Below are 20,273 nucleotides of genomic sequence, written 5' to 3'. Positions count from 1 at the left end.
CGCGCAGGCCTTTTTTTTTGGCCCGGCATTTTTGAAATCCCTCCATCCCTGTAGGAGTGAGCTTGCTCGCGATTCGGTGTGCCAATCGCTGCATGCGTGGCTGATACGCCGCTATCGCGAGCAAGCTCACTCCTACAGGGTTTGAAACCCGCAGTCTTTTGTAGGAGCGCGCTTACCCGCGAACGCATTCTGCTCGTGCCTCATAAAGTGGCTGACACACCACTATCGCGGGCAAGCGCGCTCCTACAGGGCGGCGTACTCGAATTTCATGACTGGCCCCCTCCAATGTCGGGGTTGTTTTGATTCTTAAACTCATTTAATAATGAATCTCATTCGTTAAATGGGTCTGAGGTCATGGCGACTGTTCTGCACGAGTCCCCTTATCTGGAAAACTGGCGTGCGCTGAGTCTGCGGATTCGCTGCGCCTTGCATCCCGACGAGCCGCGGGCCATTGAGCATTACCTCGCCGAGGGCCGCTACCTCGCGCGTTTCACGGCCACCCCACACGTACTGATCGCCGAAAGCACGTTTCGACTGTTGATCGACACCGCTCGCGACACCGTCCTGCCCTGGCATTGGCGCTGCCTGTGCCTTGATCAGGCCTGGCGTCCGTTGCGGGATTTGCAGGCCCTTGCGCATTCCTCCTCACAACGCCAACGCTGGCAGGCCTTCGCCCATCAACTGGCGACCTGCGTGTTGCAACCCTCGATTTCTCTCGCTGAACTGATGCAAGGAACTCTTGATGAGTAATACCCGTATTGAACGCGACAGCATGGGCGAACTGCAGGTCCCGTCCGAGGCGCTGTATGGCGCGCAGACCCAGCGTGCGATGAACAATTTCCCGATCAGTCAGTTGCGCATGCCGCGCCAGTTCGTTCGAGCGCTGCTGCTGGCCAAGGCTGCCGCCGCGCAGGCCAACCTTGAGCTGAAGCAAATCTCCGAAGGCCAGAGCAAGGCCATCGTCACCGCTTGCCAAGAACTGCTGGCGGGTGACTTCATGACGCATTTCCCGGTGGACGTGTTCCAGACCGGTTCCGGCACCAGCACCAACATGAACGCCAACGAGGTCATCGCGACCCTCGCCAGCCGTGTGCTGGGCGAACCGGTGAACGCCAACGACCACGTCAACTGCGGTCAGAGCAGCAACGACATCATTCCGACCACCATCCACGTTAGCGCCGCGTTGGCGATCCACGAACAGCTGCTGCCTGCATTGGCGCATCTGGTGCAGGTCACCGAACAGAAAGCGCTGCAGGTTCACCCGTTCGTCAAAACCGGCCGCACCCATCTGATGGACGCCATGCCCGTGCGCATGAGCCAGGTGCTGAACGGCTGGTCGCAGCAGATCAAGGCCAACGTCGAACACATCGAAAACCTGCTGCCGAGCCTGCAAGCGCTGGCCCAGGGCGGGACTGCCGTGGGAACCGGGATCAATGCGCACCCGGAGTTCGCCTCGCGTTTCGCCACGCAATTGAGCCAGCTGAGCAACGTCGGTTTCGTGCCGGGCAAGGACCTATTCGCGTTGATCGGCTCGCAGGACACCGCCGTCGCGGTCTCTGGCCAGTTGAAAGCCACCGCCGTGTCGCTGATGAAGATCGCCAATGACCTGCGTTGGATGAACTCAGGCCCCTTGGCAGGCCTGGGCGAGATCGAGCTGGAAGGCCTGCAACCGGGCTCCTCGATCATGCCGGGCAAGGTCAACCCGGTGATTCCGGAAGCCACCGCGATGGTCGCCGCGCAAGTGATCGGCAACGACGCCGCCATCACCGTCGCCGGCCAGTCGGGCAACTTCGAGCTCAACGTGATGCTGCCGATCATTGCCCACAACCTGCTCGAAAGCATTGAGCTGCTGGCCAATTCCAGCCGTCTGCTGGCCGACAAGGCCATCGCCACCTTCAAGGTCAACGAGGCCAAGCTCAAGGAAGCTCTGTCGCGCAACCCGATTCTGGTGACCGCGCTGAACCCGATCATCGGTTATCAGAAGGCCGCCGAAATCGCCAAGACCGCCTACAAGGAAGGCCGCCCGATCATCGACGTGGCGCTTGAGCACACCGATCTGGATCGCTCGCGGCTGGAAACCCTGCTGAACCCGGAAAAACTCACTGCAGGCGGCATCTGACCTGCGACCACCCACGTCAGCGATCGAGGAGACGCGCCATGGAGCATTGGAAAAGCACCATTCTGAAAGGCAATAGCTGCTTCAACCGTGGCGATCTGGTCGACGCCCGCGAACTCTATCTGCAAGCCCTGGCCTTGGCACAAGTGCTGCTGGAGCGCTGGAAAGACCCTGACGAGGCGGTTGCCGCGTTTGTGATTTCCCATCACAACCTGGCCGATCTGCACCTGAGCCTGAATCAGCCGGAAGAAAGCGCCGAATACCTGTGCTCGGCCCATCAACGCTTGCTGCACGTGATCCAGAACCCGCGCCTGACGCCTGCATTGCGCCAGGCCGCGTTCCGACACAGCAACAAGACCTACAGCGAACTGTTGGGCTTCATCAGCGAACACGGTGAATACCCACGCACCCACCGACTGCTCAACAGCAGCGGCGAACACTCACGCTCGGCGCTACAGCGCAACGCCGCTGCCGCTGGCACCTTGTCCTTTGGAGTCCATTGATATGCCGTATACCTTGCCTGCCTTGCCATACGCCTACGATGCCCTTGAGCCGCACATCGATGCGCAAACCATGGAAATCCACTACACCAAGCACCATCAGACCTACATCAACAACCTCAACGCCGCCGTCGAAGGCACCGAATACGCCGAATGGCCGATTGAGAAACTGGTCGCCAGCGTTGGCCAACTGCCGGAAAAGCTGCGCCCGGCGGTGATCAACCAGGGCGGCGGTCACGCCAACCATTCGCTGTTCTGGGAGGTCATGAGCCCTAAAGGCGGCGGTCTGCCAAGTGGCGCGCTGGCCAAAGCCATCGATGAGCAACTGGACGGCATCGACGCCTTCAAAGAGGCGTTCACCAAAGCCGCACTGACCCGATTCGGCAGCGGCTGGGCGTGGCTGAGCGTCACGCCGGAGAATAAGCTGGTCGTTGAAAGCAGCGGCAACCAGGACAGCCCACTGATGAATGGCAACACGCCGATCCTCGGTCTGGACGTCTGGGAGCACGCCTATTACCTGCGTTACCAGAACCGTCGCCCGGAATACATCGCTGCGTTCTACAACGTCGTGAACTGGGACGAAGTGGCCAAGCGGTACGCCCAGGCTCTGGCCTAACTCCCATAACGAGAAGTAGACGATCTATGCCTTCTGATTTACTCACCCTCAGCAGCGGCCGGTTGTTTCGTCTGGCCATCGGTTCGGTGTTGCTGCTGGTCGGCACAGGGTTGCTCATCGCCCAGGGACTAAGCTGGCTGAGCCTTGAACCCCGTATGTTGAGGGCGTTGGAAGGTGGAGCGTTGTGCGCACTGGGCACCGCGCTCGGTGCAGTGCCTGTGTTGGTGATCCGTGGGATGCCGGTGGCGGTGTCCGACGGATTGCTCGGTTTCGGCGCGGGCATCATGCTCGCGGCGACCGCTTTTTCGTTGATTGTGCCGGGCCTGAGCGCGGCGCAAGGTCTTGGGTTTTCGCCGTGGGGCGCGGGCGCCTTGGTCAGCGGCGGAATTCTGGCCGGAGCGGTCGGGCTTTTCATCGTCGACACGCTGGTCTCTCGCGGCCCGCAACTGTCGGAGGTCGCGGACAAACCGGCCATCCCGTCAAACATCTGGCTGTTCGTCATTGCGATCATCGCCCACAACATCCCGGAAGGTATGGCGGTGGGCGTGTCGGCGGGCGGCGGACTGGCCCATGCGGACAGCCTGGCAATGGGCATCGCCTTGCAGGACGTCCCGGAAGGGTTGGTCATCGCGCTGGTCCTGGCGGCAGCGGGCATGTCGCGGCTGAATGCCTTTCTGATCGGCGCGGCGTCGGGGTTGGTCGAGCCGGTGTTCGCCGTGCTCTGCGCGTGGCTGGTGGAAATCGCCGCGTTGCTCCTGCCCATCGGTCTGGCCTTGGCAGCCGGGGCGATGCTGCTGGTGGTGACCCACGAAATCATCCCCGAGTCCCGTCGCAACGGGCACGACAAGATCGCCAGCCTCGGGCTGCTGGTCGGCTTTTGCCTGATGATGGTGATGGACACGGCGTTGGCGTAGCGACAACTGAACATCGCGCGGCCCCCTGTGGGAGCGAATTCATTCGCGAATAGCTGTCAGGCGGTGGAGATGCTGGGGTCTGCAATGCCGCCTCGCGAATGAATTCGCTCCCACAGGGGAATGTGATTGCCGTGTTTCAATCTGAGTTGATTCGCGACACCGTCGCCGTATCCGCTTTACCCCCAAAAAACGCCTCGATCACCTCCTGAAACACCCCGTGCTCAGGCGCCACGCTGGCGAACAGCGACATGCTCGAACGCAACTTCAGGTCATCCGGCGAACCCATGATCTCCGTGGCGCTGCGGTGCTTCCACTGCAACACCGCGCGGCTGCAGCTTTCCAACCGGGCACCCAGGCACGGGTGATGGAGATACGCCAGCGCTTCTTCGCGTCCTGAGATGCCGTAGCGCTGGGCCATCTCGCTGTGACCCAACCCTTTCAACTGGGGAAAGATGAACCACATACAGTGACTGCGCTTGCGCCCGTTGCGCAGCTCCGACAGAGCGCGCTCGAAAAGGGGTTCCTGTGCATCGAGAAAACGTTGCAGATCGTATTCGTCGTTCATGTCGAAGCCTCTCGCATCAGATCCGCCGCCGTTGGCAGCGCATACCCTGTATGACTGCCGTGAGACGCAAGGTTCCGGGCCATTAAAACCCCACTGTCCGCAGGTGAATAAAAACCCTTATAATCCTGCGCCTATTTTTCCTGATGCGAGAACCGTCGTGAGCTTACCGCCGTGCCCCAAATGCAATTCCGAATACACCTACGAAGACGGCACCCAGCTCGTCTGCCCGGAATGCGCCCACGAGTGGTCCGCCGATGGCGCGGCTGAGGCGAGCGATGACGTGAAGATCATCAAAGACGCCGTCGGCAACACGCTGCAGGACGGCGACACCGTCACGGTGATCAAGGACCTGAAAGTCAAAGGCTCGTCGCTGGTGGTCAAGGTCGGCACCAAGGTCAAGAACATCCGTCTGGTGGACGGCGATCACGACATCGACTGCAAGATCGACGGCATCGGCGCGATGAAGCTGAAGTCGGAGTTCGTCAAGAAAGGCTGACCCTACGCGAATCCCCTGTAGGAGCGTGGCTTGTCCCGCGATCTGCCGGGGACCGGCAGCAAGCCCTGCCAATGCATTGTGTCTGCTACACCGCGCTTGCAGGTTTTACGACGGGTTCCCCGCCGGTCGCGGGACAAGCCACGCTCCTACGGATCGTTGCCGATTTAGCACGGCAAATTCATCCCGAACGTATTCTCCCCCCGCTCACTGCGTGCGAATACAGTGCCGCCATGCATCAACGCAATCGCTTTGACGATGGCCAGTCCTAACCCATGATTCGCCCCGCTGTTGCTACGTGAGGCATCGACCCGGTAAAAACGCTCGAACAGTTTCGGTAAATGCTCCCCCGAAATCTGTGCGCCAGGGTTAGTCACGCCGATGCTGACGTGATCGCCCTCATCCAGAATGTCCACGTAGATGACGTGCCCCGGTGAGGTGTGTTGCACGGCGTTGTGCAGCAGGTTGATCATCGCGCGGCGCAGATGGGCTTTTTCGATGGGCGCGCTGGCGTCACCACGGACCTGAACCTGCACCTGGGCGTCTTCGAGGATGAAGTCCAGGTAATCCAGCGTCGTCGCCACTTCTTCCGCCAGCGACGCTTCGGTCAGTTCGGTGGCCCTGCTGCCCTGATCGGCACTGGCGAGGAACAGCATGTCGTTGATGATCGAACGCAGCCGCTCCAGTTCTTCGAGGTTGGATTGCAGCACTTCGAAGTAATGCTCGGCGGATCGCCCACGGGTCAGCGCCACTTGGGTCTGGCCAATCAGGTTGGTCAGCGGTGAACGCAGTTCATGGGCCACGTCAGCATTGAAGGATTCCAGTCGCGAATACGCCTGCTCGACCCGTTCCAGCGTCGAGTTGAACGAGGCCACGAATTGGTCCAACTCTGGGGGAAGTGATGAGAGTTGCAGACGACCAGACAGCCGGGGCGGCGCGAGTTTTCGGGCTTCCAGCGATAGATTGAGCAAAGGTTTCAGGCCAATGCGTGCCACCCAATAACCCAGCGCCGAAGCCAGGACGATGCCGATAGCGGCAAGGCTGATCAAGGCGATCAGCAGCGAATGCTGAGTCTGCCAAAACGTCTCGGTGTCGATGGCGGTCAAAAAGCGCAGGGGAGGGCGCTGGTCTTTGGCAGGAAATTCGCTCACGAGGACTTTGAATGGGTAGTTGTGGCCGCCCAGGTTCAGGTCGCGCATGCCCAACGGCCCTTTGGCGAAGGCGCGAATCTCGGCGTCGGGGTTGCCGAACTCGTACGTCGGGTTGTCGCTGACGACCCAGAAACGCAGGCGTTTGTCTTCTTCGCTGAGCAGTTTGAGTTTGGCGTTGATCTTCACCCAGTGCTCAGGCGTGCCGTAGCGCTGAACCGCCGATTCCAGAACGCTGTAGCGCGCATCCACCTCGGCTTCCGGCAATAGGCCTAGGCCTTTGTCCACTTGCAAGTACAACGCCCAGCCGATGAGCAGAAACACCAACAGCGCCACCAGCGCGAACATGCCGCTCAGGCGCAGGGCGATGGAGTTACTCGCCACGACGGCTCTCCAAGACATAACCCATGCCACGAATGGTGTGCAGCAGTTTCTGTTCGAACGGCCCGTCGAGCTTGGCGCGCAGCCGTTTGATCGCGACTTCGACAACGTTGGCGTCGCTGTCGAAATTGATGTCCCAGACCATCTCGGCAATTGAGGTCTTGGAGAGGATTTGCCCCTGGCGGCGAGCCAGGACGCTCAGCAGCGAAAATTCCTTGGCGGTCAGGTCCAGCCGTGAGCCGGAACGTGTGGCCTTGCGGCTGATCAAGTCGATCCACAGGTCGGCGATGCTGATCTGCACCGGCTCATGGCCGCCACTGCGACGGGTCAGGGCCTGCAGGCGCGCTACCAGTTCCAGAAAGGAAAAGGGTTTGCCCAGATAGTCATCAGCGCCTTCGCGCAGGCCACGAATACGGTCATCGACGTTTTCCCTGGCCGTGAGCATGATCACCGGCGTCTGCTTGCGCGCCCGCAATGCCCGCAGCACGCCATAGCCGTCCAGCCCCGGCAACATGACGTCGAGAATGATGACCGCGTAATCGCTCTCCAGCGCCAGATGCAGACCCTCGATGCCCTCCCGGGCAACGTCGGTGGTATAGCCCTGTTCGGTCAGGCCCCGATGCAGGTAGTCGGCGGTTTTTTCTTCGTCTTCGATAATCAGGACACGCATGGTCCACTCTCACTTCTTGTGTGCTTACTTTTCAGTAGCGAGTAGGGCCGCAGTTTTCTTGTTTGTTACGGGTGCAGTCGGTGTCACGGTCGGATGCCTGCGATGAAAGATTCGTTCCAGTTGCAGGTAAATCACTGGCGTGGTGAACAGCGTCAGCGCCTGGCTCACCAGCAAACCGCCGACAACCGCGATGCCCAACGGCTGACGCAGTTCTGCACCCACACCATAGCCGAGCATCAGCGGCAGGGCACCGAGCAACGCTGCCAACGTGGTCATGATGATGGGCCGGAAACGCGTCACGCAGGCTTCATAGATTGCGTCTTCAGGCGACAGGCCACGATGACGTTGCCCCTCCAGCGCGAAGTCCACCAGCAGAATGCCGTTTTTCTTGACGATGCCGATCAGCAGGACGATGCCGATCAAGCCCATGATCGAGAAGTCCTGACCCATCAGCCACAGCAGCAACAGCGCGCCAATCCCCGCCGAAGGAAGGGTGGAAATGATCGTCAACGGGTGGACGAAGCTCTCGTACAGCACACCAAGAATGATGTACACCGCGACCAGCGCCGCCAGAATCAGCCACGGCTGGTTGGCCAGCGAACTCTGGAACGCCTGAGCCGCGCCCTGGAAATTGCCGATGATCGAAGACGGCATGCCGATCTCGTTTTTCGCCTGGTCGAGCAATTGCACCGCATCACCCAAGGCCACGCCCGCCGACAGGTTGAACGACAGGTTTGCGGCCGGAAACATGCCATCGTGGCTGATCGACAACGGCCCCATCTTCGGCGCACCCACCTTGGCCAGCGCCGACAGTGGCACCATCTCGTTGGTCAGCGGCGAGCGCAGGTAGAAGTAATTCAGGCTTTCAGCCTTGCCGCGCTGTGACGGGTCGAGTTCGAGAATGACTTTGTACTGGTTGATATCGGTCTGGTATTCGTTGATTTGTCGCTGACCGAACGCGTCGTACAGCGCCTGGTCGACGTCCGCCGTGGTCAGCCCGAAACGCGCGGCGGCGCTGCGGTCAATGTCCAGATGGGTGACGCTGCCGCCCAATTGCAAGTCGTTGGACAGGTCGCGGAAGGCCGGGATCGTTTTCAGTTTTTCAGTGAGCTTTTGCGTCCACTCGTTCAGCAGCGCGCCATTGTTGCTCTTGAGGACGTATTGGTACTGCGCACGGCTCGGACCTGAGCTGAGGTTGATGTCCTGGCCTGCGCGCAGGTAAAGCACGATCCCCGGAATCTTCGCCAGTTTCGGTCGGATGCGGTCGATGAACTCACTGGCGGACACGTCGCGGTCTTCACGGTCTTTCAACGCGATCCAGACCCGACCGTTGGCGATGGTCTGGTTGCTGCCGCTCACCCCGACCGAGTGCGAGAAGGCTTTGACCGCCGGGTCTGCGCCGATGATTTTCGCCAGCTGTTTATGTTTCTCCACCATGTCCGGGTAAGAAATGTCCGCTGCCGCCTCACTGGTACCGAGCACCATGCCGGTGTCCTGTACCGGAAAGAAGCCCTTGGGAATCAGCACATAGCCAGCGACGGCCAAGCCCAGGGTCAGGCCGAAGATGCTCAGCATCAGGCGCTGGTGGGCGAGGGCATAACGTACGCCACGCGCATAATGCGCCAGCAGGCGCTCGCCGAAACCGGGGTTGGCGTGGGCGTCGTGTTTCGGGGCGCGCATGAACAACGCGGCCAGTGTCGGCGCCAGCGTCAGCGAGACCATCACCGAAATCAGAATGGTCGACGTCGCTGTCAGTGCGAACTCCTTGAACAGCCGCCCGACCACACCGCCCATGAACAGCAGCGGGATGAACGCCGCAATCAGCGAAAAGCTGATCGACACCACGGTAAAGCCAATCTCGCCCGCGCCTTTGATCGCCGCCTCGCGCATGCTTTCGCCCGCTTCGAGGTGTCGGTGAATGTTTTCCACCACCACGATGGCGTCGTCCACCACAAACCCCACGGCCACCACTATCGCCACCAGCGTCAGGTTGTTGAGGCTGAAGCCAAGGACGTACATCAGGGCAAAACTGGCCACCAGCGACACGCCGAGCACAGCGGTGACGATCAACGTCGCCGAGAGTTGGCGCAGGAACAGCGCCATCACCGCGATCACCAACACGATGGCGATCAACAGGGTCATTTCCACTTCGTGCAGCGAGGCGCGGATGGTCTTGGTGCGGTCGCTGAGGACCGTTACATCCACCGACGCCGGGAGCATTTCCTGCAAGCGCGGCAACTCGCCCAACACCCGGTCTACGGTCTCGACGATGTTGGCGCCGGGCTGGCGGAAGACCACGATGTTCACGCCTTGCTGATCCCCGGACCACGCGTTGACGTAAGCGTTTTCCGAACCGTCGATGACTTTTGCCACGTCTCGCAGGTGAACTGGGGCGCCGTCCTTGTAGGAAACGATCAGTTGGTCGTAATCCTTGGCCCGAAACAGCTGGTCGTTGGACGCAAGGGTCGACACGTTGTCCTTGCCGTACAGCGCGCCTTTCGCCAGGTTCAGGCTGGTCTGTTGCAGCGCACCGCGCAGGTCGGCCAGGGTCAGGCCGATGGAAGCGAGCTTGTCGGACGACGCCTGAACGCGAATCGCGGGGCGACGCTGACCGGTGATCGCGACTTGGCCTACGCCGTTGATCTGACTCAACTGACGGGCGAGAAGGGATTCGGTGACGTCGCTCAGCTCAGTGGCAGGCATCAGATTCGAACTGACGCTCAGGATCAGCACCGGGCTGTCCGCCGGGTTGACCTTACGCCAGGTCGGGGCGGTGGGCAGGTCCTTGGGCAACCGGCCTGACGCGGTGTTGATCGCGGCTTGTACTTCCTGCGCGGCGGTGTCGATGCTCTTGTTCAGCACGAATTGCAGGGTCAGGTTGGTCGAGCCCAAGGCGCTGCTCGACGTCATTTGCGTCATGCCCGGAATGGCGCTGAACTGCACTTCGAGAGGCGTGGCGACTGACGACGCCATGGTTTCCGGACTGGCGCCGGGCAGCGTGGCCGACACTTGAATCGTCGGGAATTCAGCCTCCGGCAACGGCGCCACGGGCAAGCGAGGGAAGGCGATGCAGCCGAGCAGGACCAGCGCGAACGTCAGCAATACCGTGGCAATCGGGTGATTCACGCACCAGGCGGAGATCGAACCGTGGCCCTTCATTTCGCGGCTCCCGACGCACCTGTGGCGGCATCGGCGAGGGTGTCTATCGGTTGCGCTTTGACGATTTCAATGTGCGAACCGTTCTTTAGCCGTGACTGGCCGTCACTGATCAGCACGTCACCGGCGCTCACCCCGCTGATCAAGGTCAGGTCGCTGTCTTGATACAGCACTTTGACCGGGATCACTTCGACGGTATCGCCCTTGACCCGGTAGACATAATGCTGGTCGATGCCGCGCTGTACCACTTGTGGCGGGACTTTCAACGCGTCGCGATCAATCGCGGTCTGAATGCGCACAGTGACCAACTGGCCGGGCCACAGTTTTTCGGCCCTATTGTCGAAGACAGCCTTGGCGCGAATGGTGCCTGTCGTGGCAGCGACCTGGTTGTCAATCAACGTCAGCTTGCCCTCACCGAGCAATGTGCCGGTCGCGCCTTCCCCCATGTAGGCGTTGACCTTGGCCGGGTCGGCGGACGCCAGCAAGTCGTGCAGGGTCGGGAGCATTTGTTGGGGCAATGAGAACTCCACCGACACCGGATCGATCTGGGTCACCGAGAACAGACCGACGGCGTCACTGACGCGCAGGAAATTGCCTTCATCGACGTTGCGAATGCCGACGCGGCCGGTCACTGGCGAGCGAATCTGCGTGTAAGACAGTTGAACCTGCGAGGCGTTGATCGAGGCCTGATTCCCCTGAACCGTCGCTTTCAGCTGGTTGACCAACGCCTGCTGCTGATCGAATTGCTGCTTGGAAATGCTGTTATCAACGGTGAGCAGCTTGTAGCGCTTGAGGTCTACTTCAGCGACGTCCAGCTGCGCCTGGCCTTGGGCCAACTGCGCCTTGGCCTGTTCGAGGGCCGCGCGGATGGAGCGGTCGTCGATGGTCGCCAGCAAGTCGCCGGTCTTGACCTGTTGCCCTTCCTTCACGGCCAGCCGGGTCAGGATGCCGTCCACCTGAGTGCGAATCACCACGCTCTGCAGCGAGAGTACCGACCCGATGCCAGTGACGTAGCGCGGCACATCCTGCTTGACCACATTAATGACTTGAACAGGCACTGCGGCGGGCGCACTGACTTTTTTCTCTGTGGGACGCTTGACCACCCAGACGCCAGCCGCAATCACGACAGCAAGAACAGCAACGGCTAGCACAGATTTTTTGTTTTTGGGCATACAGATATAACGCCAGCGAAAAGGTGAGGGGCGGACAATTGACAGCTTCCTTATAAACCTTCGACCCGGTCAGCAAAATGACTGCTACCTGTCAATATTGTCAGCTGAATAAGGGCGGAGCATGAAGTGGCGTCAAGAAAGAGCGCAACCTGGCGATACCATGGAGAGGGATGCGAAAATTCCTACAAACAAGTGCCCTAACGTTGGTCGATTGTCTCTGACTCGACTTAACTGTGATAGGTGGGACATCACTTCGGAGTGTGGCGATGAAAGGTAAAAAGACAGTTTCGACGTTTTTTTCAATCGCATTGATCGGGGTTTCTTTGCTGACAGGGTCGGCAGCCTCGGCACAAGGAAGTGCCCTCATGTTTCACGGACAACTCGTTAACGCAGGATGTGACGCCAAAGTGTTCACCGTTTCGGGCCAACTGCATGGCCTGAAGTCCTTGAAAGTGAACGCCAGCCTGACATTGGGCCTGGCCGACCACGATGATGCCTGCGAAGGCTCTGCAGTGCCCGTGTCTCTGGCGTATGCCGAACGCACCTCGGTGTTGGTCGGCGCACACAGCGGCATCGTGACCCTGACCTACCAATAGCGCCCCGACCTCGCTCCGCGTCGAGCGCAAACGACCGTCCCAGTCAATCCGGCTCGGGGCGGTTTTTTATGTCTGTCCGTTGCCAATGACGACATTTCCTTACAACCCTCCTGCAAAGGTCGGCCCACCCTTTTTTAGCGCGACTTCGCTACAGGCCACGCCGTCCGGGGGCTGTACGTTCTATCTGTCATGTCCTACAGAAATGTCTGGCACGCTGCACTGTCATTTCTGCAAGTTCGAGGTAGATAACCTGACATCCGGCTTTGAGCGACGCCCTTATAGTTCTCGTCGTCCTCTTGGGCACACACGAATTGACACAAGGAACGTCGTTAACATGAAAAAGATCTCTCTTTCTCTGGCTATCGTGGCCGCAATGGGCTTGGGCGCTGTGGGCAGTGCAAACGCAGCGAACAATGGCAAGCTGGTGTTCAGCGGCACCCTCACCGACATCACCTGTGACGTCGGTGCTGGCACGGGCGCAAGCCCTGGCTCCAATCCGGGCGAAATCAATGTCGATATGGGCAACGTCTCGTTCTCCGAAATCGGCCGGTTCGCCGACAACAAACTGGAAACCGCGTCGCCGATTCAATTGCTGGTCAATTGCACCGGCGGCGCCGCGCAATACAACACCGTGGACATGCGCTTCGTCGCTCGGCAAGGCAGCGGCCTGGATAACCTCGATCAGAAACTGCTGCGCGCCACCGGTGCGGCCGACGGTGTGGGCATCGGTCTGCTGAATTCGTCCTATCAACTGATGGACCTGAGCGGCAACGAAACCATTGATGCACCGCTGGTGCAGGATGGTGCGGGCGGCGCTACTGCCGAACTCAACTTCGGTGCGGTGTACGTGCTGAACGGTGCGGCCACCAACCCTGGTAATGCGGACGGCTTCCTGCCTTTCGTGATGGATTATCAGTGATGCAACAGGCGGGGCGAGCTTTGCTGGCCCCGCCACCCTCCGATTGAGAGACCGCTCCCTCATGTTTTCTTATTTTTTGAGGCGTCCCACAGTGTGGCTGTGCGCGGCGTTCACCATGACGCTGGCGATTCAGGCACAGGCTGGCATCGTGTTGAACACCACGCGTGTCATCTATCCGGCGACAGACAAAGAAGTCAGCTTGCAGGTCCACAACACCGGCACGTCTGAAATTCTCGCGCAGTCATGGCTTGAGGCTGACAACGAGAGTCCGGCAGCCAGCCACCCTTTGTTCGCGATCACACCCGCCCTGGCGAGAATGGCTGGCAATGCCAAGCAACTGATCCGGATCATCTATGCCGGGGAAGGCCTGCCGACCGATCGGGAATCGGTGCTGTGGCTCAACGTTCAGGAGATTCCACAGACTGCGCGCGAAAACGAATTGCAGATCGCGATCCGCCAGAGAATCAAGCTGTTCTACCGCCCTCAGGGGCTGACCGAAGACCCGCTGCAGGCTGCGCAGACCCTGCAATGGCAGGTGCGCGATGGGCAACTCGAAGTCGTCAATCCCGGGCCTTATCACGTCTCGATGATCAAGCTTTCGGCAAGTCATCGAGGGCAAATCGTGTTTCAGGAGGACAGCCGAATGTTGGCGCCCAAGGCCCGTCTGCAGTTCCCGTTGAAAGGGATGAACCGACAGGGTCCGCTGGATCTGGCGTTTATCAGCATCAACGATTTCGGCGGTCAGGAGCCTTACCGCGCACAGGTGACGGCTGACCGGGCCGTCCAGGCGAACAGGGCCGACTCACGCCCCGACTAGCCACCGCCACGCCAGTCGGGATTTTCGTTACCCCACTTTTTAGCCGGAAACGCATCCGGCTTCAGCGTCGCACGCCTGTGAGAAAGGATTCCACAGGTGCATCGACACTCAGAGTACGAGTGAAATCAGCTAATGGAACGGCGAGACAACAACACCCAGAAACGTAGTTCGAAACCTATCCTGTCAGACAAACGAAGGCCTGTCCGCACACCGAGTTTCCCTGGGCAGCGTCAACCGCTGAGCACCGGCATCGCCGCTGCGATGGCGTGGACGATGAGCGCCAGCGCCTGGGCGATGACCGGCGGCAGCGGCGAAAACGCTGTGTCCGCAGCGGCCCCGTCTTCGGTGAAATTCAACACCGCTTTCATTCAAGGCACCGATCAGCCCGCCGACCTGGAGACCTTCCTTCAAGGCAACAGCGTGGTGCCGGGAACGTATAGGGTCGACATTTACGTCAACCGGGCCTTGAGTGGGCGGCGCGACATCCCTTTTGTGGCGAACCCGGCAACCGGCGCGATAGAGGCCTGCCTGACCTTGGAGATGCTCCAACAGTTCGGCATGGACACCTCGGGGTTGAGCAGCGCGGACAACGCGCCTGACCGCTGCTTCGATCTGGCCGCCAAGGTCCAGTTCGCCCATGTGGAATACCAGCCCACCAGCCTGCGACTGAACATCAGCATTCCCCAAGCCATGATGTTGCGCAGCGTGCGGGGCTATGTGGCTCCGGAGTTGTGGGACGAGGGCGAGACGGCAGCGTTCGTCAATTACAACTTCAGCGGCGCCCGTCGTACGCGGGGCGGTCAGACGCAGGATCAGTATTATCTCGGCCTGCGTAATGGGCTGAACCTAGGTGCCTGGCGATTGCGCAACGAATCATCGCTGGTCTACGGCGATGCTCAGCCTTATCGCTTTCGCAGCAACCGGAGCTTTCTTCAGCGAGACGTGACAGCGCTCAAGGGTCAACTGACCTTGGGTGAAACGTTCACGGATTCCCAAGTCTTCGACAGCGTACGGTTCGTGGGCGCGATGCTGGCCTCCGATGACGGCATGCTGCCCGATAGCGAGCGGGTGTACGCCCCGGTTATTCGGGGCATTGCCGAGACCAACGCGACAGTCGAAGTGCGCCAGAACGGCTTCATGCTCTACAGCGGCAACGTGTCGCCGGGGCCGTTCGAAATCTCGGATATCTACCCCAGCGGCTCAAATGGTGATCTGGAAATCACTGTGGTTGAGGCCGACGGGCGCAAGCGCGTTTTCGTACAGGCCTATGCGTCGTTGCCGATTATGGTGCCCAAGGGGGCATTGCGTTACAGCCTCGCAGCGGGGAGTTACGACAGCCACGACGAGTCAGGTGAGTCACCGACCTTCACCAGCGCGACGCTGATCTACGGTCTGACCGAGCGCATGACGGTGGCGGGAGGCACGCAGGTCGCCGAAGATTTTCGGGCAGGCAACATCGGCGCAGGGGTTAACACAGGCGTCGGTGCGGTGTCGCTGGACGTGACTCAATCCGTCAGCCAGCAGGCCCGCGAAACCCACACCGGGCAAAGCGTGCGGGTGCGTTACGCGAACACGCTGGATCTGACCAATACAACGCTGGCCGTCGCCGGTTATCGCTATTCCACCGACCGGTATCGCACGTTTGACGAGCATGTCGAGGAGCGCCAGGCCTTGAACGGTACGCGGTACGGGCGCGCCAAAGATCGTCTTGAATTCAACCTGACGCAGGCGCTGCCGGAACAGTCTGCGTCGCTGAGCTTTACGGGTTCTGAGCAACGCTACTGGGACTCGACGGGCAAGACGCGACAGTTTTACCTGACATGGAACGCAGCCTGGCGCAGCCTCAGCTACGGCATTTCTGTAGAACGCAATCAGACCTTTCTGATTGACGGCCAGCGGCAGTCGGACAACCGCATTGCCCTGACGCTCAGCTTGCCATTGGGGAACAGCTCGTCGTCTTCGCGGGCCTTTTTCAATGCCGTCCGCGACAGCGTCGGCGACCACGACATGCAGGCCGGTCTCAATGGCCAGGTCTTCGATGATCGCAGCACGTTCTATTCGGTACAGGCCGGGCAAGACAGTCGTTCAGGGGCGTCCGGGTCCGGCAAGATCAACACCACCACACCGTTCGGCCGTTTCGATGTTGGCTACGGCCAAGGGCGCGATTATCGGGCATTCAACGTCGGTGCGGCGGGGTCAGTGGTCGCCCATGCCGGTGGCGTGAACCTCGGCCAGCCGTTGGGTGAAACCTTCGCACTGGTGCAGGTGAAGGACGTCGCGGGCGCGCGGCTGAGCAATTACAGCCACATCGAAACAGCCGGCAATGGCTATGCGGTGTTGCCTTACACCCAGCCGTATCGGGCCAATTGGGTCAGTCTGGATACGCGACAGTTGGGCGCTGATGTGGAACTCGAAAATCCGGTGACGCAGGTCATTCCACGCCGGGGAGCGGTGCCAGTGGTGAAGTTCCAGGCGCAGGTCGGGCGGCGGGTGCAGTTCGAACTGGTGCGCGAAGACGGCAGCCGCGTGCCGCTCGGCGCGGTGGTTGAAGACGGCCACGGTAAGCTGCTTGCAGCGGTTGACCCAACCAGCCGCGCCTTGGTGCTGAGCGAGCAGGACAGTGGCGAGTTGATGGTCAAATGGTCCGATCAGCACTGTCGGGCGCCCTTCGATTTGCCGCCGCGAGACCCTCAGCGCACCTACGACCGGATCACGGTGACGTGCCGATGAAACGGGCGACCATGATCTGTTTCATCGCACTGCTGGTCGGCCGTGAAGCGCAGGCGGTCGTGTCATTGGGCGGGACGCGGCTGGTGTTTGATGGCCGGTTTCGGGAAGCGACGCTTGACGTCAGCAATCCCGGAAGCGGACCGGTATTGATTCAGGCCTGGATCGAAAACCCAAAAGCCGATCAGGCAACACCCGGGGATCTGCCGTTCGTACTGACCCCTCATCTGGCACAGATTATTGCGCAAGGGCGACAGACTTTGCGGGTGCTGTATGAGGGTGTCGGCATGCCGCAGGATCGCGAATCCCTGCTTCACCTGTACGTGCTGGAAGTGCCCCGTCGTAGCCATGCACCGCAGCAAATGACCATCGCCGTGCGTCAGCGCATCAACGTGTTCTATCGGCCCAAAGGCCTTGATGGCGAACCCGCCGACGTGCCGCAAAGCCTTCGCTGGCAACGGAGCATGCAAGATTCCGACGTCCTCAATGTACGCAATCCGACGGCTTTCCATGCCGCGCTGCTGAAGATCAATCTCGGCGGGGTCGAGATTCAGGAAGACCTCCTGCTCGAACCGTTTTCAGAGCGCTCACTTCGCTTACCGGAAGAGCTGACACGGGCTGTAGGAACGGGCTGCCTGCACTTCAAGGCACTCACCGATTACGGCGGACAGCGCGACTTTTCGGCTCTTTCGCAGGACTCGGAACCGTTTGTGGCTCGACTGCGTAGCACATCCGGTCGCAGCGCTGAGCCCCCTCTACTCAATGAGAAATGCTGAACATGACGACTTTTTCTTTCTCACGCTGGTGTCCGGTTTTTCTGAGTGTCCTGCTCATGCCTGCGACCGGCATGGCCATGACCTGCAAGACCCAAGGGTCGGGTGAAACGGTGATACGTGCCGATCTCAGCAGCAGCGTTGCCATTCCTGCAACGTTGCCTGATGGCAGCGTTGTCTGGCGTTCGGAGCGCTTGAACGCAGCAATCGAATGCGCCCGCGAGGCGTCCGGCCCTGCGGAAGACGTGGTGCTGTACCTGAATCCCGAGAACGTTCAGATCGGCGAAGGGATTCGTGCGGGGCTGACCCTCAACGGTATCGATTACCTGCAAAGCAACGGGCGAATTCCCACGCAGCAAGTGCTTCCGGCTTGCACCGAGGGAATGGGGAATGTCGCAGCCTGTCCAAGGGTCAGTTTCAATCTGCCGTTTTCGGTATTCATTCAGAAGTACGGGCCGACGCCGCCGTCCGGATCGGCCAGTGACTTGCTCGACTACCGCATGTTCCAGGTCGACAGCGGCAATGGCATGAGCCCGGTGCCGGACAACAACCTCAATTACGTCATCAATAATTTGATGGGCCTGCGGTTCGTCGCCTGTGATGCCGAGCTGCGAGTGCTGCCGGAAACCGTCGATTTCGGCACAGTGCCCATCAAGAACGTGCGTGTAGGGGAGGTGGCGACTTTTCAGCGGTTTGCGCTGGCGACGAGCCGCACCTGCGATTCGCCGTTCAGCCTGAATGCGCGCTTCACCCCGGTGTCCGGCACGCTGGCGGGCGACGTGCTGGTGCCAGTCAGCAACGAGAGCATTGGAATCCGTGTGACCCATGCACCAGCCCACCAACCGATTCGGTTCAACGAGCCGTTTCACATCATCGATCTGCTCGATGGTATGTATTCCGGTACCGCCGATTTCAACGCCGAACTGGTATGGCAGACCAACACCCCGACCCCAGGTCCATTCGCTGCAGAGGTGTTCGTGGACCTGTTTTACAAGTAGCCGTTGCTCGGTTGGCACGGGCGGTCGAAAGGGGATTCAGGTATGCTGCGCGGCCTGCGGGCAACGCCTGTTTGCCCATCGACCGTCCAGCGCTCACGGAGCTTCCATGACCACCCCCGAACACACGCCAGCTCCCGAAGTCGCTGACGAATCTGTCGATGTTCAAGCCGAATCCGGCGAGAAAAAGCCGGCCATTCCTGCCTTCGGCTTTCCGTTCAAACCAGCAGAGCTGTTGCAGGCGAAAAAAAACCCGTCGCACTACAAAGGCTCGGGCAAATCGAACCATGACAAACGCCCTGGTGCTGCCCCCTCAGGCACTCGTCGCTCGATGGGCAAGCGCTGATCGCTTGACGCTGGCTCAACTGTAAGAGCGAATTCATTCGCGAAAAATAGGCCAGGCAATGGAGATGCGTCGGCTGTTCCGGCTTTTCGCAAATAAATTCGCTCCTACAGGTACTCCTCACCGCCGCGGCATGCGAGGTGTGGCTCGCGCTCAACTGTAGGAGCGAATTCATTCGCGAAGAATCGTTCAGGCGCTGGAGATGCGTCGGTTGTGCTGACCCTTCGCGAATAAATTCGCTCCTACAGGGTTCTGGTCTCTGCGAAATATGAGGTCTGGCGCGCACTCTTCTGTAGGAGCGAATTCATTCGCGAAAAATCGGTCAGGCGCTGGAGAGGTGTCGGTTGTACCGGCCGTTAGCCAACGATGCCTCTAGCCTTCCTTACGAAAACTGTCTCGATACTGCGTCGGCGTCACGCCCAACCGTTGGGTGAAGATCAACCGCATGCGGGCAGCGCTGCCGAATCCGCAGTGATACGCCACCGCCTTGATCACCATTTCGCTGCCTTCCAGCAGGTGCCGGGCGGCGTCGATGCGGGCGCGTTGCACGAATTCGGCCGGGGTGACCTTCGCATCTCGGGCGAACACCCGAGCGAAGCTGCGTGGGCTCATGGACACCACCTCCGCCAAGCGCTCCACTGAAAACGGTTCGCTGATGTGTTCCATCACGTAGCGCTGAATCTTCGCCACCGGCGTGTCATCGTCCGCCGAGGCATTCAGGTAGGGGCTGAATTGCGATTGCCCTCCCTGACGCTGGGCCACGACCAGCAAGCGCTTGGCGACCGCCAGCGAAATCGCCGGGCCGTGATCTTCGGCCACCAGCGCCAACGCCATATCGATCCCCGCCGTGACCCCTGCCGACGTCATCAGCTTGCCGTCTCGCACGTAAATCCGGTCAGGCTCGACCCTGGCTTTCGGAAACAGATCGGCCAATTGCTGCGCATGGCTCCAATGGGTCGCGGCCTGTTTATCATCCAGCAACCCGGCGTGCCCGAGAATGAAAGCCCCGGTGCAGATCGAGCCATAACGACCCGCAAGCGGCGTTGCCTCATGCAGCCAGGCCGTGATGTGCGGCATTTCTGCGCTTTCGGGTAACAGCGGCCCGCCTGGTACCAACAAAATGTCGAATTGCTTCGGCGCATCGGCCAGCTCGTATTGCGCGCCGAGGGGCATGCCGTTGGAGGCGAGGATAGGGTAGGGCGCCGCGCCGATCGTCACGATCTGATAACCCTCTCCTTTGGCGACGTAGCGATTGGCTTCGGCGAACACATCCAGCGGGCCTGCGACATCCAGGGACTGAACATGGGGGAACAGCACAATCGCAACGCTTTTCATCGAAGCCTCTCAGGCGCCCGGCAAAGGGATGAACATA

At 60.3% G+C, this 20,273-nt stretch carries 19 protein-coding genes; 13 read left to right on the top strand and 6 right to left on the bottom strand.

The window, feature by feature from the left end:
• Positions 1-354 precede the first annotated feature (354 nt).
• From GVN17_RS02920 to GVN17_RS02900, 5 genes are read left to right on the top strand one after another with little or no spacing between them, the layout of a single operon-like run.
• Positions 355-750, top strand: coding sequence for a FagA protein (locus tag GVN17_RS02920; RefSeq protein WP_166593712.1), 396 nt, complete (start codon positions 355-357; stop codon positions 748-750).
• Positions 743-2,119, top strand: a complete 1,377-nt coding sequence (locus tag GVN17_RS02915) for a lyase family protein (RefSeq protein WP_166593711.1) — start codon at positions 743-745, stop codon at positions 2,117-2,119. The genes GVN17_RS02920 and GVN17_RS02915 overlap by 8 nt, the downstream gene beginning before the upstream one ends.
• A gap of 38 nt (positions 2,120-2,157) precedes the next feature.
• Positions 2,158-2,619 carry a hypothetical protein gene (locus GVN17_RS02910; RefSeq protein ID WP_166593710.1) on the top strand — a complete coding sequence of 154 codons (462 nt, stop codon included), beginning with the start codon at positions 2,158-2,160 and terminating at the stop codon, positions 2,617-2,619.
• A 1-nt stretch (position 2,620) separates the two neighbouring features.
• A complete protein-coding gene (locus tag GVN17_RS02905) occupies positions 2,621-3,232 on the top strand; it encodes a superoxide dismutase (RefSeq protein WP_166593709.1) in 612 nt (203 codons plus the stop codon).
• Between the two features lie 26 nt (positions 3,233-3,258).
• Positions 3,259-4,146 carry a ZIP family metal transporter gene (locus GVN17_RS02900; RefSeq protein ID WP_166593708.1) on the top strand — a complete coding sequence of 296 codons (888 nt, stop codon included), beginning with the start codon at positions 3,259-3,261 and terminating at the stop codon, positions 4,144-4,146.
• 136 nt (positions 4,147-4,282) lie between these two features.
• On the opposite strand, the gene GVN17_RS02895 is transcribed toward GVN17_RS02900, so the two are convergent.
• Positions 4,283-4,711: a DUF1810 domain-containing protein gene (locus tag GVN17_RS02895; RefSeq protein ID WP_166593707.1), complete on the bottom strand. Its 429-nt coding sequence runs from the start codon at positions 4,709-4,711 to the stop codon at positions 4,283-4,285.
• 157 nt (positions 4,712-4,868) lie between these two features.
• Here GVN17_RS02895 and GVN17_RS02890 point away from each other — a divergent pair, with 157 nt between their 5' ends.
• Positions 4,869-5,207 (top strand): zinc ribbon domain-containing protein YjdM, encoded by a 339-nt coding sequence (locus tag GVN17_RS02890; protein WP_199884985.1) that lies wholly within the window; start codon positions 4,869-4,871, stop codon positions 5,205-5,207.
• Positions 5,208-5,371: 164 nt separating this feature from the next.
• Here the strand turns inward: GVN17_RS02890 and GVN17_RS02885 are convergent, their stop codons facing one another.
• Genes GVN17_RS02885 through GVN17_RS02870 form a run of 4 tightly spaced genes read right to left on the bottom strand, consistent with a single transcriptional unit; the run spans position 5,372 to position 11,731 of the window.
• Positions 5,372-6,736, bottom strand: a complete 1,365-nt coding sequence (locus GVN17_RS02885; protein WP_166593706.1) for a heavy metal sensor histidine kinase — start codon at positions 6,734-6,736, stop codon at positions 5,372-5,374.
• Positions 6,726-7,403 carry a heavy metal response regulator transcription factor gene (locus tag GVN17_RS02880; RefSeq protein WP_166593705.1) on the bottom strand — a complete coding sequence of 226 codons (678 nt, stop codon included), beginning with the start codon at positions 7,401-7,403 and terminating at the stop codon, positions 6,726-6,728. Before GVN17_RS02880 ends, GVN17_RS02885 begins: the two co-directional genes overlap by 11 nt.
• A 24-nt stretch (positions 7,404-7,427) precedes the next feature.
• A complete protein-coding gene (locus GVN17_RS02875) occupies positions 7,428-10,562 on the bottom strand; it encodes a multidrug efflux RND transporter permease subunit (RefSeq protein ID WP_166593704.1) in 3,135 nt (1,044 codons plus the stop codon).
• Entirely contained in the window at positions 10,559-11,731 is a 1,173-nt protein-coding gene (locus tag GVN17_RS02870; RefSeq protein WP_166593703.1) for an efflux RND transporter periplasmic adaptor subunit, read from the bottom strand. Before GVN17_RS02870 ends, GVN17_RS02875 begins: the two co-directional genes overlap by 4 nt.
• Before the next feature lie 365 nt (positions 11,732-12,096).
• On the opposite strand from GVN17_RS02870, the gene GVN17_RS02865 reads away from it, so the two are divergent.
• The 7 genes from GVN17_RS02865 (at position 12,097) to GVN17_RS02835 (ending at position 18,904) form a co-directional block, all read left to right on the top strand.
• Positions 12,097-12,327 (top strand): hypothetical protein, encoded by a 231-nt coding sequence (locus GVN17_RS02865; RefSeq protein WP_166593702.1) that lies wholly within the window; start codon positions 12,097-12,099, stop codon positions 12,325-12,327.
• A gap of 334 nt (positions 12,328-12,661) precedes the next feature.
• Complete coding sequence (locus GVN17_RS02860) at positions 12,662-13,246, top strand: fimbrial protein (protein ID WP_166593701.1); 585 nt, start codon at positions 12,662-12,664, stop codon at positions 13,244-13,246.
• A gap of 61 nt (positions 13,247-13,307) precedes the next feature.
• Positions 13,308-14,063: a molecular chaperone gene (locus GVN17_RS02855; protein WP_166593700.1), complete on the top strand. Its 756-nt coding sequence runs from the start codon at positions 13,308-13,310 to the stop codon at positions 14,061-14,063.
• Between the two features lie 273 nt (positions 14,064-14,336).
• On the top strand, positions 14,337-16,793 hold the full coding sequence (locus tag GVN17_RS02850) for a fimbria/pilus outer membrane usher protein (protein WP_371928469.1): 2,457 nt from the start codon (positions 14,337-14,339) through the stop codon (positions 16,791-16,793).
• Positions 16,790-17,566: a molecular chaperone gene (locus GVN17_RS02845; RefSeq protein ID WP_166593699.1), complete on the top strand. Its 777-nt coding sequence runs from the start codon at positions 16,790-16,792 to the stop codon at positions 17,564-17,566. The genes GVN17_RS02850 and GVN17_RS02845 overlap by 4 nt, the downstream gene beginning before the upstream one ends.
• A gap of 2 nt (positions 17,567-17,568) precedes the next feature.
• On the top strand, positions 17,569-18,561 hold the full coding sequence (locus GVN17_RS02840) for a fimbrial protein (protein WP_371928468.1): 993 nt from the start codon (positions 17,569-17,571) through the stop codon (positions 18,559-18,561).
• 106 nt (positions 18,562-18,667) lie between these two features.
• On the top strand, positions 18,668-18,904 hold the full coding sequence (locus tag GVN17_RS02835; RefSeq protein ID WP_166593697.1) for a hypothetical protein: 237 nt from the start codon (positions 18,668-18,670) through the stop codon (positions 18,902-18,904).
• Positions 18,905-19,273: 369 nt separating this feature from the next.
• On the opposite strand, the gene GVN17_RS02830 is transcribed toward GVN17_RS02835, so the two are convergent.
• Positions 19,274-20,236: a GlxA family transcriptional regulator gene (locus tag GVN17_RS02830; RefSeq protein WP_166593696.1), complete on the bottom strand. Its 963-nt coding sequence runs from the start codon at positions 20,234-20,236 to the stop codon at positions 19,274-19,276.
• Positions 20,237-20,273 lie beyond the last annotated feature (37 nt).

The organism is Pseudomonas sp. SLFW (assembly GCF_009905615.1).
Classification (GTDB): Bacteria; Pseudomonadota; Gammaproteobacteria; order Pseudomonadales; family Pseudomonadaceae; genus Aquipseudomonas; species Aquipseudomonas bambusae.
The sequence above is the reverse complement of the archived record's forward strand: the minus strand, read 5'-3'. Positions and strand labels throughout refer to the sequence as shown.